The sequence below is a fragment of the Hymenobacter sp. BT188 genome (assembly GCF_014333585.1).
Classification (GTDB): Bacteria; Bacteroidota; Bacteroidia; order Cytophagales; family Hymenobacteraceae; genus Hymenobacter.
This window is the reverse complement of sequence record NZ_JACSCW010000003.1, coordinates 330,408-346,775: the sequence shown is the minus strand read 5'-3', so window position 1 is coordinate 346,775 and position 16,368 is coordinate 330,408. Positions and strand designations below refer to the sequence as shown.

Genomic DNA, 16,368 nt, shown 5'->3' with positions numbered 1-16,368 from the left:
GTTTGCAACGCCGGAGCGGGCTAAGCTTTAGATGGCCACGGGCACCGCAAGCGAAGACGGCGTGTGGTGATGCTTGCTCTCCATTTTCTCCGACTGTTCCACCACTTCCAGCTTTTTGCGCCGCAGCTCTTTGTAGTCATCCCACTGAAAATCCTGCAAAAAAGCTACGGCTCCGCGCACGCCAATCCGAAAGAGAGCCCGCATTTCTTCGGGTTTCATATCGAAGTCGAGCCAATTAAAGCCCTTCACATCGAGGCAATACACCAAGTGCCTATAGTCGGCGTTCAGGTGAATGAAGTCGAAGTCGTATTGGGTACGTGCGGTATCAAAAATGGCCCCTAGCAGCTGCAAAAACGACTTGGTAGGCTGCACATCATTGCGGTCAAGCCCCAGCTTCACCCCGAAGGTAGGCGCTTCGGGCATGCTGTGGGTATTATGAAAGAGGTTGATCGGGAAGTTGGACATGATGCCCCCGTCGATGAACAGCACCTGCTTCGGAATAGGGCCCATATAGCCATGGCTCCGCCAGGCTTGCTGGTATCGGTCGAGCTCGGCCGCTGAGGTTTGGGCGGGCTTGGAGCCGGGTATATTTTTGATCTCAAACGGCTCGAAGAAAAACGGAATCGACATGGACGCCCGCACCAGATTGGCGGGGTGGGTCTGGTCCGGATGATGCCAGTACAGCTCGGCCATCTCCGGAAATATCGCCTTGGTTTGCGTGCTAATATCAGCGGCTACAATGGCTATGCGCTCCAACGACGGCGGATTATACTCACTACTAGGCCCGCCGTTCTCGGCACGCTGCCACAAGCCACCGGGGGGCAATTTTCGGCGCAGCGCTTTAAGGGCCGCAATACTGGACACTTGCTTTTCATCCAGCAACTCGGCTATCCAGTCCAGAAAATGGTCGCCGGGGTTCAGTCCTTTGTGGTCGCGCAGATTGTCGATTACCTGCAAGCCGCTGGCGCCCAGCTTCGCTAAATCGACACGGTTGCGCAACCACGCGCCAGGGCCATTGCCGAGGCGGGTTTTGGCACGGGCAAACAGGTCGGCAATAAAGCGTTTGGCGTCGATATCACCATCCACAAAGTCATAAAAGTTCTTGTTGGCCAGCTGCCGGATAATCCAATCGGTACTGGCTTCGTCGCGTGGTCCGGCTGCCGCCATTAGCAGCGCATTAATGGAACCTGCCGAGGTGCCTCCCAGCCGCAAAAACCGAATTCCAGCCTTCTCCAGCGCATACACATAGCCGACCAGCGCAATGCCCAGCATGCCACCGCCCTCCATCACCAAGTCCACGTATTGATGGCCCTGCTGGTCCGTGATGTCGGAAATAGACCAGCCGGGATTGTCCTGAATGAAGGTTTCCAGCTCCTTAATGGAAGTAGCTACTTCTCGGTCGGCGGTAAAGTAGGCGGGGCTCAAGCCTCGCGATGCAGGTTGGGGAGCATTCATGGCGACTTTGGAATAGGAATATGTGGTGGACGAATAAAATTGCCCCCAGAAGCCGGGGCGCAGCACTCGCAATAGGTATAGGGTCGGGGTAGGTAGCAGTGTTGGGTGGTGCAGCCCGTAACTTCATGCACCATTTCTCGGTCTTTTGCAGCTATGTCGTTCGCTATTCTTCATCTCAAAGCCAAGCCCAACGGTCGCCTCAATCAGGTGCAGGTAGCGGCCGATGGCGGCCTTACGGTGCGGCTCAAAGTGTCCGCTCATGCTGGCCAGGCAAATGCTGAGTTGGTTGCGGTTCTGGCTAAAGTGTTTGGGGTATCAAAATCCAGCGTCACAATCATAACGGGCCATACGGCGCCGTTCAAAAAGGTCAGGCTCGATGGCCTGAGCGAGCAGGAATGCCAGCAGGTGCTAGCGCGGTATCAGACCTAAAAAAAGCCCCCCAGAAGACCAAATGGTGGTCTCTAATGGAATTGGGCGTATTTCTTCGCGCAGTAATTTTCCTTCGAATAATCGAAGACCGTGAGCGTGTGATTTGAAAAGGCTGCGTTTGGCTACGCAGCAAAATCACTTTCGGGTACTATAAATCTTGCGGGCAAGTGTACTATTTACCTGTAATTATGTCAACATAAATTTATAATAATTTTAGACATAAACCTCAGCTTCACATCGTATAGCTGTTGACTTGCGTACAGTATTAGTAGGTTTTATGTGCTTATTGACTGGGGCTTTCTGGGCAACTCTATTTTTCCTTCCTATGACCTTCCCTACTTGGGCAATGGCTGGCTTCTGGGGCTTAGTGTCGGGGTCGGCGCTGTTGCTCGGGGCAGCTATCGGCTACTATGCGCATGTACCCCAACGCCTCATTGCTGCAATTATGGCCTTCGGCAGTGGGGTACTCATATCAACGCTTTCGTTGGAACTCATGGAAGAAGCCTTTGAAAAAGGCGGTTTCAGTGCTACTGCTATTGGTTTTGTTAGCGGAGCACTCATTTTTACACTGGCTAACTGGCTGCTTGCCCGCCATGGTGCAAAGCACCGAAAACGCTCTGGCCATCACCAGCACGTCGAACGCAAGGCTGTAAAAGCCGGAAAAACAGAAAACAGCGAGCCAGGCGATGATAACAGCATGGCCATAGCCATAGGCGCCTTGCTCGACGGTATCCCGGAGAGTATTGTTATCGGGTTGAGCCTCTTAGCCGGTGGGGCGGTGAGTACGGTAGCAGTGGCGGCTATTTTCCTGTCTAATCTTCCCGAAGGGCTTTCCAGCGCCTCGGGCATGAAAAAGGCCGGGCGCTCGTCGCGCTATGTATTGCTGCTCTGGGGCAGCATTGCCCTGATTTCGGGCGTGGCTTCCCTGCTCGGCTACACGGTATTCAGCAATTTTTCACCCCAGGTAGTATCGGCCACTACGGCTGTAGCGGCGGGGGCCATTTTGGCTATGCTGGCCGACACCATGATTCCGGAAGCCTTCGCCGTGGCGCACAATTTTACGGGCCTGATCACCGTGCTCGGCTTTCTGGCTTCCTTCTTTCTCAGCAAAATGGTCGAATAGTTTTTCTAGCTAACTAAGCTGCCAGACAGGGCGTGGGGCATTTTTCCCGTAGTCGGCCGCTGGCTCTGATAGGTTTGCTCAAACTCTTCATCCACATGGTAGGTCGATTCCTCATGCTGGCTGAGGTCGAGGCCGAGCTGTTCTTCGGCAGGCTTCACGCGTAGGCCGAAGAGCTTGGCTGTCAGCTTGAGTAGCAGCCACGAGCCAACGAAGGAATAGACTACCACAATCAGCAGGCCCAGCACGTGGTAGCCAAATACGGTGGCAGTGCCATGAATCAGGCCCACTTTGTCGGCGAAAACACCGGTGAGCAGCATGCCCACAATGCCCCCCAGCCCGTGACAGGGAAATACATCGAGCGTGTCATCGATGGTGGTGCGGCTGTTTTGCCAGTGCACAGCGGCGTGGCTTACCATCGCAGCTACCACCCCGATCAGGATGCTCTGTCCGTACTGCACATAGCCCGCGGCAGGCGTGATGGCAACGAGGCCCACTACCGCGCCAGTGCAGGCTCCTACGGCCGTGGGCTTGGTGCCGCGCACCACTTCAATCAGCAGCCAGGCAACAAGCGCGGCGGCCGAAGCGAGGTTGGTATTCACGAAAGAAACTGCGGCCAACTCATTGGCTCCCAGCGCTGAGCCCGCATTGAAGCCAAACCAGCCAAACCACAATAAGCCCGTGCCGAGCAGCACGTAAGGCACATTAGGCGTTGAGAAGGACGTATTGCGCACGTGGTCGGTGCGCCGGCCCAGCACCATAGCTCCGGCCAAAGCTGCGATGCCCGCCGAGATGTGCACTACCGTTCCGCCCGCAAAATCCAGCACGCCCCATTGGCGCAAAAATCCTTCGGGATGCCACGTCCAGTGGGCTAGTGGGCAATAAATGAACAAGCAAAACAGCACCATAAACGCCAAGTACCCTTTAAAGCGCACGCGCTCAGCGAAGGACCCCGTAATCAGCGCCGGCGTGATAATGGCAAACTTGAGCTGAAAGGCGAAAAACAGCACGAACGGGATACCCGGTGACAACACCGGATGCGGCGCCGTGCCCACATTGTTCAGCAAGGCATACGTCAGCGGGTTGCCGATGAAGCCGTGCCAGCTGGTGCCATAGGCCAGCGAGAACCCCACAAAATACCATAGCAGTGAAATGACGCCCAGGGCTACGAAGCTTTGCAGCATGGTGGAAATCACGTTTTTGGGTCGCACCATGCCGCCATAGAAGAAGGACAGGCCGGGCGTCATGATGAGCACGAAGGCGGTGGCCGTGAGCATCCAGGCCACATCAGCCGCTTGCAGACTGCCGGGAGCAGCACTAGGGTGCGTGGTTGGAACAAAAGCCGCTATTCCGCTCAAGAGCAATAGTCCGAGCATAGCAACCACACTGTAGGTTGAGCGAGGAAGAGAAGAGGAAGCCATAAAACAAACAACTACAGTACCAGTACACTATCGTTTTCAATGGCAATATAAAGTCAAATACTATAATTTCCGATGATGCACCCTAAAATCTAATGTTACTGATAGTAAAATATAGTAAATTTTAATCAAGACACCCTAAATTCAAAGGCATTAATTCGAAATTAGCTTTTTATAATACTCTCGCAAATAACGCGGCGTACCCACCCCAGGAGGTAGATACGCCGCTGTTACTTCTCAATACGTAGCCTATTTCGTTACAACTCCAAAATTGCCCCCCAGACGCCGTTTACAACCTTAGCCATCCGCTGAAAGTCGAGCGTATCGATGGTATCGGTCTGCTGATGATAATGGGGATTGCGTAGGAAGGAGGTGTCATTAATCATCACGGCCTGATAGTCATAGGTCCAGTAGTTGCGGTGGTCCGAAAGGCCGGCCAAACCCAGGCTGGAGGGCAAATTGATGCGCTGCACATCCAGATCAGTGTGCTTGCGCATAAGGGTTTGGAGGCGCTCGGTTAGCTCTTCCTGCCCTGTTTTGCCCACTACAGTGATGAAATTACCCGTATGAGGATAGATCTTGGCTAAGCTGTCGTCGGGGAAGTGCTGCGAGCCCGGCTCATCACTGAAGTAGCCAATCATCTCGTAGCAAATCATGGCCCGCACGCGCACTTTCTGCCGATGAAGCAAGTAGGCGTGAATAGCACTGCCCATGAAGTCGGTAGCGAAGTAGGGCGGCTCCTCGTTCGGGTAGGCCACCAGATCGAGGCGGCGCTTCAGCACGGGCTGTTGCTCGTGCAGCAGGCGGGCCGTTTCCAGCAGGCCAGCTACCGCGCTGGCATTGTCATCGGCGCCGGGCTGGTCGCCGCACACATCGTAATGAGCTCCCAGAATAATGCGTTCGGCATCGGGAGGCCCAAATGAGGCGATAATATTACGATAGTCGCGGCCATCGGCGCGAAACGGCTGCTCCTCTACTCGAACATCCAGCTTTTCAAACTCAGCTTTGATGTAATTAGCTGCTTTATTCAACGACGCAATATTCAGGTAGTTGCGAGCCGGCTGAATGGACGTCAGGAACTGAACATCGGCGTAGAGGCGGGTTGGGTTGGCTGGCATAGCGGTGGCAGTATGGCTCATCGTTTTGTACGATAATCTGCCACCATATGAAGGTCAGCCGTAAGCGGTTTTGCACCAACTGCATATAGACGGCTATGCTGAGCCTAAACCAACAGTATAGTCCTTCTACTCCATTTGTCATCCTGAGGCTCGAAGGATCTTCTCCCATTAGCACAAGTCAATGCTGCGGGGAAGGTCCTTCGTGCCTCAGGATGACAATGATTTTAGAACGCTATTTCTGAACACTTATACGAGTAACATTAGCACGCGAGATGAACTTTATATTCGGCTTAGGTCTGATTTTCTAATCATTAAACCGGCCGGCTACATTGTCCATGTACTTCTGACCGGAGCCAGTATTCAGGAGCAAAATCTGTTCGTTGGGGCTAATGGAGCCTTCTTGAAGCAGCCGACGAGCCGCCATCCACACGGCACCACCTTCGGGCGCCACGAATAACCCTTCGTTGTGGCTTAGCTCACGCATCCCTTCTATCATATCTTCATCGGAGATACTGACTACCGTACCACTTGACTCTTGCAGCACACGTAACATCAGCGGCTCCCCCAGCGGGCGCGGCACGGCAAGGCCGTTGGCGATAGTGGGTTTGCCATTATAATTATGCGAGTTAGCCTGCTTGCCCAAATACGTCTCCAGCAACGGGCAGCAGTTTTCGGCTTGCACGGCTATCATGCGCGGCAATTTGCCCCCCAGCGGCAGCCAGCCGATAGCCTGCATTTCGCGCAGCGCTTTCCAGATGCCGATAAGGCCAGTACCACCGCCAGCGGGGTACAGAATCACGTCGGGCAACTGCCAGTTGAGCTGCTCGGCAATCTCGTAGCCCATGGTTTTCTTGCCCTCTAAGCGATAGGGTTCCTTGAGGGTCGAAACGTCTAGCAAGTCGCCGTTGGCGTTTTTCTCACGTACCCAGGCGGCGCAGTCGTTGATGAGGCCATCGATTAGCTGTACTTCGGCGCCGTACCAATAACACTCTTCTTTAAAAGCGTTTGGGGTGTGGCGGGGCATGGCTACTACGGCCTTCAGGCCAGCTTTGGCGCAATAGGCAGCCATAGCCACACCAGCGTTGCCCGCAGTTGGGATAATGCAGCCGCTTACGCCAAGCTCCAGCGCTTTAGAAATGGCCATGCTCAGGCCGCGCGCTTTGAAGGAGCCGGTGGGGTTCTGGCCTTCATCCTTAAGCACCAATGACCGCAGCCCATACCGATTGGCTAGGCTAGACAGGTTGAGCATGGGCGTAAAACCTTCGCCCAGCGTTACTTTATTGGCCTCATCGAGCAGGGGTAGTAAAGCTTGGTAGCGCCACATGCTGCCGTCGATCTGGTTGATGCTGCTTTTGGGGATTGGCTGGTGCAGATCGTAGGTGGCAACTAAGGGCATAGCGCAGCACGTCGATACTTTCTGAAGATTGAAGGCAGAGTGCTGCAGGCCACAGGCCGAGCATTCCAGCGCTTGAAGGTGGGTGGTGATTTCGGTGCTAACTGACATGGCGGGGTGGGTGAAATACCCCTGCAAGTAGGCTAGTTGCTATGCGATAACAAAATAGAGATTCGGAATAGGCTATTCCGTTTTGGAATAATATCGCTTCGTAAACTGAACAAAGTTTTTGTAGGGCAAATTGTTCTCGGTGCCTTTGCGCTGAATAAAATTGAAGTGCCGCACCATAGGCAAATCGGGAATCTGCACCTGCACCAGTTCGCCCGAAATCAACTCTTTCCCTACTGCTTGTCGGGGCAAAAAAGCCAGACAAGTATCTACCCGCACGAAGTTTTTAAGTGCTTCTGTACCACCCAAACGTACTTTCACGGGTAGCTCACTCAGCTTCACATGCTGCTGTGCCAGAGCTTCTTCCAATACAGCCAGCGTACCCGAACCTGACTCGCGTAATGCCAACGGAATGCTGTACAGATCCTGGGCGCTAAGCTGCTGTTGCTTCAATGGGTTCTTGGCCGAGCACACTGCAATTACTTCATCAGTCAGGAAGGGTGTGTAAGTGACGTTGCTGACTTTGTTAATGCCCTCAATCACACCCAGATCAATTTCATGATCTAGCAGCGCCTTGAGAATATTCTCGCTATTGCGGTTTTTGAGTGTGAGCTGGGTATTCGGGTTCTGCTCCAGGTAGGCCGAGAGCACGGGGGGCAAAACATAAAGCGAAATCGTGGTGCTGGCCCCAATCATCATCTGAATGCGGGGCGAGAAGTCTTCGCTGATCTTGACGAACTCCTGATGTAGCTCGTGTTGCAGTTGCTTGGCTATGAGCAGCTTTTTGTACAGCAAGTTGCCCCCCGGCGTCAGTACCACGCTATTGCCGAGGCGCTCGAAGAGGCCGGTTTTATAATACTCTTCCAGCGCCTTTATCTGCTTGCTGATGGCTGATTGGCTGATGAATAGCGTCTGGCTGGCTTTGGTAAAGCTCAGCAAACGGGCCACTTCCAGAAAGATTTCGTGCTTGTGGGAAAGCATAAGGCGCTAATGAGTGGCTGGGGGCAAATATGGAGATTTGTCGCTGTAGAGACGCGACACTTCGCGTCTCCTCGTTGAACGACTCGGTAAAAGCGGTTTTGTCGACGTCAGCAACGATGGAGACGCGAAGTGTCGCGTCTCTACAGCCTATCATGGCATCAACTTGAACTCCTGACGCAGTAGTTTCTCCGTCAGGGCGCGGCGGCCTTGAACGAATTTGGGCGTAACTGGTCCGTTGTTTTTGGGCTCTACGTTCAAAGCAAAAAAGTACGGCTTACCATTCTGTTCCAGCCAGCCCACAAACCAGCCGTTGTTGTAATCTTTGGTGGAGGTCCAGCCGGTTTTGCCGCGCAAGGTCCAGTTTGCCCCCCGGCTCAATACCAGCAGCGCCTTCACCGTTTCCTGATGCTGCCGCGCCACCGGCAATTGGTCGCGCTGCAAGCGTTGCAGAAAACCGATTTCCTCAAACTGCGTGATGCGCGAAGGACCCTCCAGCCAGAACATATCCACCGTGGACGGAGTCACCACCATGCGTCCATACTGCAGCTTCGGCAGCCACAGGTTGTAACGTTCCACCCCAATGCGGCGGGCCAACTGCTGATAACACGGCACGCACGACACGCGTAGGGCGGTGGCCAATGTCATATCCTGGTTCCAGGCCGCCGAAATGGTCCGAGTCACGCCGTCCCAACGGAAGATTTCGCTGGTATCGCGCACAGCGCCGGTTTCCAGACCGATAAGGGTGTTCGGAATCTTGAACGTGGACGCGGGCAGAAAGCCTTGGCGGCAGCGCTTCAGGTTGTAGGCCGTGTACTGCTTGGCGTCGGCCTCGAACAGCAGAAAGGAGCCTTGCAGATCGTATTCGTCGAGATATTTCTGAAAGTCGCGCTCAACGATGCGCTGGGCCGACGCGACGAAAGAACTTAAAACTAGGAGCAGCGAGAGAAGCGGCAGACGCATGAGGAGCAAGGAAGATGTGGAGCGAATGAGTTCAACGTTTGCTATTTATGACTGAGCAACTACTCAAAACCGTGCGTACGGATCATAACACTGCCGACTAAAATACATGTATCTCTTGCAACTCAAGAGATACACGATCTGACATATACAGCACTGAAAAAGTAGCTATAAGGTCGCTCCACTCATCATTTAACGGTAGGCTAAACCATATTTCAGCCACAACAAGAGTATTTTTTAATCTATGCTTTCGAGGCATATGAAAATCTACTTCTGCATACGGCCTATCATTGGCGCCAATGTCTTTTTGAATAGAAGTGACTTTATAAATTTCTGCTCCCGGTTCAAGTTGTGCGATTCCATAACCATAGATTATATCTCTTATTAATTGAGGGCTCCACTCGTAATAAGGATTTTGATGAGTGTAATTGTAGGCTTCTTCATAGCGTTCATTTTGTAATAATTGCACCCAGAAACGCACTGCATTTAAAAGATCTTCATCTGAGGAATCAAGCGGTAAAACAACTGGCATAGTCGAATCGGATCTCTACAGTAGAAAAGCAAATTACGATCAATAAAGCGGGACTATTCATCGCGTTTTCTCTATACCTTCCCTAGTCCTTTCAAGCGCCTCCCTAGTTATGTTGTTCCGAACCAATTCTCGCCTGCCGCTGCTGGTGCTGCTGGCTTTGCTGTGTGCTTGTTCCAAGCCGGCTGCGGAGAACAATACAGCTGATGGCGAGGAGATTAGCCCCTACCAAAACCTAGTATTTCAGCTAGATGCGGCGGTGGCGGCGGAAGCCCAACTCAACCGCTGGGACACGACGCAGTACGTGCGCTTCGAGCCAGCAGTGCGGGGCAAGTTCAAGTGGACCGGCGAGCGGGAGCTGACCTTTTCGCCCCTGGAGCCGTTTCGGCCGACTACGGCGTTTACGGCCACGCTGCAACCCCAGTATTTGCCCCCCAATCAGCAAAAAAGCCCCCCAGCCCTAGACCGGACGCGGTTTCACACCCCTTACCTGCAACTGCGGGAGGCGCAGGCGTATTGGGGCCAGAGTCGGCGGGCAGCGGGCACGGCGGAAGCCCGCACGACCCTGCGTTTCAACTACCCAGTGCAGCCCAGCCAAGTCCAGACCTTGCTGCGGGTAAGCCAGGATGGGCAGCCAGTGGCGTTTGAACTTACCTCGACTGAGGCCGACAGCACCGTGAGCGTGACGCTGACGCAAAGCTTACGACCGGGCAACCCGCTCCAGCTGGAAATTGCGCCGGGCCTGCGGGCAGTGGGCAGCGACCAACCCACCAAAAAACCGCTGATAGCGCAGGCCGCCGTACCCAGCCAAGAGATACTGCTGGTACGCGAAGCAACGGGCGCACTGGTGGAGGGCGAGCCGGTGATTACGGTGCTGACCAGTCAGCCGGTAGTGGCAAGCGAGGTGGAGCGCCTGCTTTCGGTGCAGCCAATGGCGACTTACTCAGTGGAGGCGCTGGAAAGCGGGTTCAAGCTGAAAGGCAACTTCGACGTGGATAAAACTTACCAATTGGGGCTGGGTACCGGTATTCGGGGGGCGTTAGGCGGACAGCTGGAAGAGGCGTTTTCGCAGTCGGTTTCGTTTGTGGATGAGCGGCCTAGTCTGGCATTTGCCCACGGCGACAAGGCCATGTACCTGAATGCGCTCGGGGCTCGCAACCTAGGTTTGCGGGTGTCGGAGGTGGAGAAAGTGAAGGTGAGCATTGCCAAGGTGTACGCCAATAATATTCAGCACCTCTTGCGCAACGGCCGACAGTATGGCTACGGCGGCGGGGAAGATGATTACAGTGAGGGCGGCGAAGGTGAGGGCGAAGAAGGCGCTTACGAAGACCGTTCCTACAACTATTACGACACTGAAACCCTTGGCAATGTGCTCACCGAGCGCACCTACACGGTGGCCGGTTTGCCCAAGCAGGGCGGTTTGCGGCTGCTGAATTTGAGCCTGAAGGACCTGGAGTTTTCGGGGCCGCTGAAAGGGCTGTACGTGGTGCGTGTGCAGGATACGGAGCGGCAGTGGCTGCAAGTAAGCAAGCTGGTGACCGTGTCGGATATCGGGCTGATCGTGAAGCAGGGTTTGAAGGGGCGCACGCTGGTTTTTGCCAATTCCATCCGGTCGGCGGCGCCGCTGGGGGGCGTTTCGGTGCGTTTCGTGAGCAGCAATAACCAGGTAATCAGCACGGGTACTACTAATTGTGATGGCGTGGCAGTCTTCGACAGCACAGCGGCTACGTCGCGGTTTCGACTGAGCCTGATTACGGCCCAGAAAGACGCCGATTTTACCTTTCTGAACTTACCCCAAAGTCGGGTTGAGACCTCGCGCTTCGACGTAGGTGGCCTGCAAAGCAACGCCGCCCGCTACCAGGCTTTCCTCTACGGCGACCGGGACCTCTACCGCCCCGGCGACACGGTGCGCACCAACACCATTGTGCGCACCGAAGCCTGGCAGGCGCCGCCCGCGAATCTGCCGGTGAAGCTGCGCCTGCTGCTGCCCACGGGCAAGGAGTACGCGAGCTTGCGCCAGAAGCTGTCGGCCGACGGCGCGTTTGAGTCGCGCTTTATTTTGCCCCCCGCCATCATGACGGGCCTGTACACCCTGGAGGTGCTCACCGGCAACGATGTGCTGCTCACCTCCCGCCAGATCAGCGTGGAGGAATTTATTCCCGACCGCCTGAAAGTAACTGTGCAGGCCGCGCCCGCCGTGGCTAAGCCCGGCCAGTCGGTGGAGGCCCAAATTACGGCGCTCAACTTATTCGGTCCGCCGGCCGCCGACCGCAAGTTTGAGGTGGAGTTTTCGCTCAAGGAAAAAGCCTTCCAGCCCAAGAATTTCCCTGGCTACACCTTCCAAATCAGCAGCGGCGAGCGGCGGCGCAATGGTCCCGGCGTCCAAGAAGCCACGCCCATCTCCGACCGCTTCGAGAAAACCACCCGTGAAGGCACCACCGATGCCGCCGGCCGCGGCACCGCCACCTACGAAGTGCCCGACTACGAAGACCTCGGCACCCTGGAAGGCGCGGCCTTCACCACCGTTTTCGACGAATCGGGGAGGCCGGTGAATCGGTTGGCGACCTTTGAGGTGCAGACTCAGCCAGTGCTGTTTGGCATCAAAAACCTGCCGGAGCTGGTCAGCACGCGGCAGGCGGTTTCTACGCAATTGGTGGCTCTTACGCCCCAAGGTCAGCCGACGAGCGCGCCGGCGCAGGTGCGCGTGGTGCGTTTGCTCTGGGAAACGGTGATTGAGCGTCAGGGCGGGCGGTACATCTATAATTCGCAGAAGCGCGAGGAAGTCGTAACCACCCAGACGCGCACCGTGGGGGGCAAATACGGGGCGGAAACGGCGTTCAGCTTCACTCCTACTTACTCCGGCGAGTACGAGGTGCGCGTGGCCCGGCCCGGCGCCGCCACCTACGTGGCCAGCCGCTTCTACGCCTACGGTTTCGGCGACACCCAGAGCAATTCCTTTGAGGTTAACAACGAGGGCGAAGTGACAATTGAGGCCGATAAAGCCACCTATCAGCCCGGCGAAACGGCCAGTCTGCTACTCAAAACGCCCTTTCCCGGCCGCGTGCTCGTGACCGTGGAGCGCGACAAGGTGCTGAACCATTTCTACGTCAACACCGACCAGAAATCGGCCCGCGTGCGCATCCCGATTACTGGCGGCCACGTGCCCAACGTGTACGTGACGGCCACCGCCATTCGGGCCATCACCGATAATCGGTTGCCGCTCACGGTGGCGCGGGGCTTTGTGCCGCTGGCCGTGGAAAAGCCCGGCACCAAGCTCTCTGTAGCCATAAAAGCCCCCCAGCAGAGCCGTTCGCAAACTTTTCAAACCATTGAAGTAACCACCGCGCCCCGCGCTGCCGTGACCCTGGCCGTGGTAGATGAGGGCATTTTGCAGATGAAGGACTACCGCACGCCCGACCCCTACGGCTACTTCTACCAGAAGCGCGCCCTGGAAGTGCAGGCCTACGATGTGTATCCCTTTCTGCTGCCCGAGCTGGGGGGCAATTCCAGCACCGGCGGCGACGGCTACGACCTCGGCCGCCGCACCACGCCTGTGCCCTCGCGCCGGGTGCAGCTGGTAGCCAAATGGAGCGGCATTCTCCGCGCCGATGCCCAGGGCAAAGTGCGTTACCGGGTGCGCGTGCCGCAATTCTCGGGCGCCCTGCGCGTGATGGCCGTGGCCTACAAAGGCGAAGCGTTCGGGGCCGCCGAGCACACCATGCGCGTCGCCGACCCAGTGGTCATCAGCACCAGCCTCCCCCGTTTCTTAAGCCCCGGCGACACGATTGACGTGCCAGTGACGCTGACGAATACGACGGATAATTTTATTCATGTGCGGGTCCTACCAAAGCTAAGTGGTCCTTTAGGAACCCCTACTGCTTATCTGGACAAAGGTGTTTTTAATGCTCCAAACGTAAAACCTGTACCGTATGCGCAATACAAAGAGCAAACCGTAACTCTAGTTCCTAATGCAGAACGAAGAATTATTTTAGGTGCTTTTGCAACTGGTATAGGGAATAGCACAGTGAATATTCGAGTAATAACTCAGAAGGTAGTAACTCAGAAGGGTGTTCTGATTCCGCAAAAACGTGATGGTTCGGAAGGCATGTATACTGAAACCACCGAACTCCCCATCCGCCCTGCGTCGCCGTTACAGAAGCGCACGGGTTCCGGGGTAGTGGATGGGGGGCAAATTCAGAACCTGAATCTGAAAACCGACTTCCTACCGGCTTCCATGCGGAGCCAGTTGGTTGTCAGTCGCTCACCGATGACGGAGTTTGCCAAGGACCTGCGCTACCTGCTGCAATACCCCTACGGCTGCCTGGAGCAAATCGTGTCGGCGGCGTTTCCGCAGCTGTACTACGGTGATTTGGCCGCTACTTTGAGTCAGCAAAAAGGCCAGCAAGCCAAAGCTGCGGGCTATAATCCGAACTACCACGTGCAGGAAGCCATCCGCAAGGTGGAGGCCCAGCAGCTCTACAACGGCTCGCTCAGCTACTGGCCCGGCGGCGACTACGACAACTGGTGGGCTACCGCCTACGCCGCTCATTTCCTGCTCGAAGCCCAGCAAGCCGGCTTCCAGGTAAACAAAGCCGTGCTCGACAAAACCCTCGCTTACCTGCAATTCCGCCTCCGCAAACGCGAAACCGAGCCCTACAACTACCTCGACGCCCAAAACACGATTCACCTCAAGACCATCGCCAAAAAGGAAATCACCTACTCGCTCTACGTGCTGGCCCTGGCCGGTCGCCAAGATGCCGTGGCCCTGAACTACTACAAAGCCAACCGCCAGCTTCTCTCCCAGGATTCGCGCGTGCTGCTGGCCGCTACCTACGCCCTGAACGGCGACCAGCGCAGCTTCCAGGCGGTATTGCCCGCTCGCCTGGGCACCGAAACCGCCGCCCGTCGCTACTTCGACGGCAGCTTCTCCTCGCCCCTCCGCGACCAGGCTCTCACCCTCAACGCCCTGCTCGCCGCCGACCCCAACAACCCCCAAATTGCCCCCCAGGCCCGCCAACTCAGCCGCCAGATGAAACAAGCCAGCTGGCTCAGCACTCAGGAGCGGGCTTTCGGCTTGTTGGCTTTAGGCAAAATAGCCCGCCAAAACGCCCGCAGCACCGCCACCGCTACGTTGCTAGATAACGGTAAAAAGCTGGGAGAATTCTCGGGCAAAGACCTCATGATAAACAACGTGGCCAACCGCGCGCTCAGCCTGCGCACCAGCGGCACCGGCAGCCTCTACTATTTTTGGGCAACAGAAGGTATCAGTCCTGGGGGGCAAATTCAGGAAGAGGACGCCTACCTGCGCGTGCGCCGCCAGTACCTAAACCGCGCCGGCCAACCCATCGGCAACACCTTCCAGCAGAATGATCTGGTCATCGTCAAAATAACCCTCCAAGCTCCCGAAGCCGCCGGCGACATCCCCAACGTCGCCATCACCGACCTGTTGCCCGCCGGCCTGGAAATCGAGAACCCGCGCATCGGCGCCATCCGCGACATCACCTGGGCCACCGACGCCGCCCAACCCGACTACCTCGACCTCCGCGACGACCGCCTCAATCTCTTCACCACCGCCACCGCCGCGCCCAAGTCGTTCTACTACGTAGCCCGCGCCGTATCCAAAGGCACATTCAAATTAGGCCCCATCAGCGCCGACGCCATGTACAACGCGGAGTATCACAGCTATCATGGAGCCGGTGTGGTACGCGTCCGGTAATGCGAAGCTTCTATAATCGTCGGTCATCCTGAGGCACGAAAGCCTTCTCACCGATGAACTAAGCCTTCTTCTAATGCTAGTTGTTCAGATGTGAGAAGGTCCTTCGTGCCTCAGGATGACCGACGATTTTTTAGATCTATAACGTGCGTTGGCACAACGCTTAAAAAGCTCAATACAAGCCTTTTTAAACTTACTTTGTACACTTTATCAATACTTCAACACAGCCGGCGACTTTGTAAGCGCCGGCTGTGTTGTTAATACAACCTTATGCTATACACGACTTATGAAACGGCTTCTTTCCCTCCCACGCTACGCGCTGCTAGCGTTGTTAATAATTACCATTTTCCTTTCCTCAACTCCTTCGCGCGCCGATATCGTCACACTCACGGCGGCTGACAACGGCAAGCAAGTGCAGCTCACCGTCGGCGACCAACTGATAGTGCGCTTACCCACGGTTTCGCCGCGGTTTGGCTGGCGGATGGTGCAGAATTACCCTGGCCAGCTAACAGTTACAAGCACCCATAATTTGCCGGGCGTGAGCAGCGGCGTACCGGGGGCGCCGGCTACTTTCGAGATCCACTTTCAAGCCACGGGCCCCGGTGGCCTCGACTTAGCCTTGGTATCGGCGCTGCCTGGAACTGGCTATACGGCCTTGGGGGGCTTTTTTCACGCATACATTACCATCGACCAACCGGGCGTTGCCAAAAACGTGAACATCAGCGAGTATGGCAACCACAGCCGAGTGAAAGTGAACAAGGGCGACCAGCTTCAAATCAAGCTCGATAACACTGCCGGCGCCCAATACAAGTGGGAAGTGATGCCCATCGCCGACAACGTTATCCAGCTTGTAACTGCCCAGCCTGAGGCGGATAAACCTGGTAAAAGGGGAAGGAAGCATAAAGCCAATAACCCGGAAGATGTCACCTTCAACTTCCAAGCACTAAACCCTGGCAAAACCACGCTACGCTTTTTGTATCGCAATGCTACCGACAATGAGGCACCACCTAAGCGCGATTTTGAGTTAGAAGTAGAAGTACCTGAGCCACCACGATAAGCAGCCATTTTAGATTTATCTCGTCCGCAAAAACTAAAAAAGGAAGCCTGCTCCGTGGAGCAGGCTTCCTTTTTTAACATAGGTTGATAG

The 16,368-nt window shown here is 55.6% G+C and carries 11 protein-coding genes; 4 read left to right on the top strand and 7 right to left on the bottom strand.

The window, feature by feature from the left end:
• Positions 1-27 precede the first annotated feature (27 nt).
• Positions 28-1,455 (bottom strand): patatin-like phospholipase family protein, encoded by a 1,428-nt coding sequence (locus tag H8B13_RS09600; protein WP_187310584.1) that lies wholly within the window; start codon positions 1,453-1,455, stop codon positions 28-30.
• A gap of 153 nt (positions 1,456-1,608) precedes the next feature.
• Between H8B13_RS09600 and H8B13_RS09595 the strand changes: the two genes are divergently transcribed.
• Positions 1,609-1,884 carry a DUF167 domain-containing protein gene (locus H8B13_RS09595; RefSeq protein ID WP_187310583.1) on the top strand — a complete coding sequence of 92 codons (276 nt, stop codon included), beginning with the start codon at positions 1,609-1,611 and terminating at the stop codon, positions 1,882-1,884.
• Positions 1,885-2,209: 325 nt separating this feature from the next.
• The gene (locus tag H8B13_RS09590; protein ID WP_187310582.1) at positions 2,210-3,007 is read left to right on the top strand and encodes a ZIP family metal transporter; all 798 of its coding nucleotides are present in this window, start codon (positions 2,210-2,212) and stop codon (positions 3,005-3,007) included.
• A 5-nt stretch (positions 3,008-3,012) separates the two neighbouring features.
• Here the strand turns inward: H8B13_RS09590 and H8B13_RS09585 are convergent, their stop codons facing one another.
• The 6 genes from H8B13_RS09585 to H8B13_RS09560 form a co-directional block, all read right to left on the bottom strand.
• Positions 3,013-4,425, bottom strand: a complete 1,413-nt coding sequence (locus H8B13_RS09585; RefSeq protein ID WP_261990303.1) for an ammonium transporter — start codon at positions 4,423-4,425, stop codon at positions 3,013-3,015.
• A gap of 254 nt (positions 4,426-4,679) precedes the next feature.
• Entirely contained in the window at positions 4,680-5,561 is an 882-nt protein-coding gene (locus H8B13_RS09580; protein ID WP_261990302.1) for a M28 family peptidase, read from the bottom strand.
• Between the two features lie 283 nt (positions 5,562-5,844).
• Positions 5,845-7,044, bottom strand: coding sequence for a threonine synthase (locus tag H8B13_RS09575; RefSeq protein WP_187310581.1), 1,200 nt, complete (start codon positions 7,042-7,044; stop codon positions 5,845-5,847).
• A gap of 72 nt (positions 7,045-7,116) precedes the next feature.
• Entirely contained in the window at positions 7,117-8,022 is a 906-nt protein-coding gene (locus H8B13_RS09570) for a LysR family transcriptional regulator (RefSeq protein ID WP_187310580.1), read from the bottom strand.
• 150 nt (positions 8,023-8,172) lie between these two features.
• Positions 8,173-8,982, bottom strand: a complete 810-nt coding sequence (gene blaOXA, locus H8B13_RS09565) for a class D beta-lactamase (RefSeq protein WP_187310579.1) — start codon at positions 8,980-8,982, stop codon at positions 8,173-8,175.
• A gap of 97 nt (positions 8,983-9,079) precedes the next feature.
• On the bottom strand, positions 9,080-9,511 hold the full coding sequence (locus tag H8B13_RS09560) for a hypothetical protein (protein ID WP_187310578.1): 432 nt from the start codon (positions 9,509-9,511) through the stop codon (positions 9,080-9,082).
• A 109-nt stretch (positions 9,512-9,620) separates the two neighbouring features.
• Here H8B13_RS09560 and H8B13_RS09555 point away from each other — a divergent pair, with 109 nt between their 5' ends.
• Together H8B13_RS09555 and H8B13_RS09550 are read left to right on the top strand one after the other, a co-directional pair.
• On the top strand, positions 9,621-15,224 hold the full coding sequence (locus tag H8B13_RS09555) for an alpha-2-macroglobulin family protein (RefSeq protein ID WP_187310577.1): 5,604 nt from the start codon (positions 9,621-9,623) through the stop codon (positions 15,222-15,224).
• 283 nt (positions 15,225-15,507) lie between these two features.
• Complete coding sequence (locus tag H8B13_RS09550) at positions 15,508-16,278, top strand: protease inhibitor I42 family protein (RefSeq protein WP_187310576.1); 771 nt, start codon at positions 15,508-15,510, stop codon at positions 16,276-16,278.
• Positions 16,279-16,368: the final 90 nt, after the last annotated feature.